Annotated in this window: 1 protein-coding gene; it reads left to right on the top strand. The window is 72.7% G+C overall.

All coding sequences use genetic code 11. From position 1 onward, the window contains the following. The coding region (locus DEO45_RS16735) for a hypothetical protein (RefSeq protein ID WP_223250883.1) at positions 1–293 on the top strand (293 nt) is incomplete at both ends.

Here is a 293-nt window from a genome sequence, read left to right as displayed (position 1 = left end):
CTGGGCGCAGGCAGCTACACGCTGGAGGTGATGGCGGCAGGTGCGGACGGGCTGTGGGTGAAGCTGGCGCGGCCGCTGTCGATCCACGTGGACTCGCCGCCGTGGCTGCGCTGGTGGGCATGGGCGGTCTACGTGCTGCTGCTGGCGGCGCTGGTCGGACTGGTGCTGCGCAGCTGGCGGCGGCGGCTGGCGCAGCGCCACCACATGCAACTGGTCGAGCAGCAGCGGCAGCTGGCGGAGGCGGCGAGCGCGGCGAAGACGCAGTTCCTGGCGACGCTGAGCCACGAGATCCG

It is taken from the genome of Rhodanobacter denitrificans (genome assembly GCF_003335105.1).
In the GTDB taxonomy this organism is placed as follows: Bacteria; Pseudomonadota; Gammaproteobacteria; order Xanthomonadales; family Rhodanobacteraceae; genus Rhodanobacter; species Rhodanobacter denitrificans_A.
The sequence above is the reverse complement of the archived record's forward strand: the minus strand, read 5'-3'. Positions and strand labels throughout refer to the sequence as shown.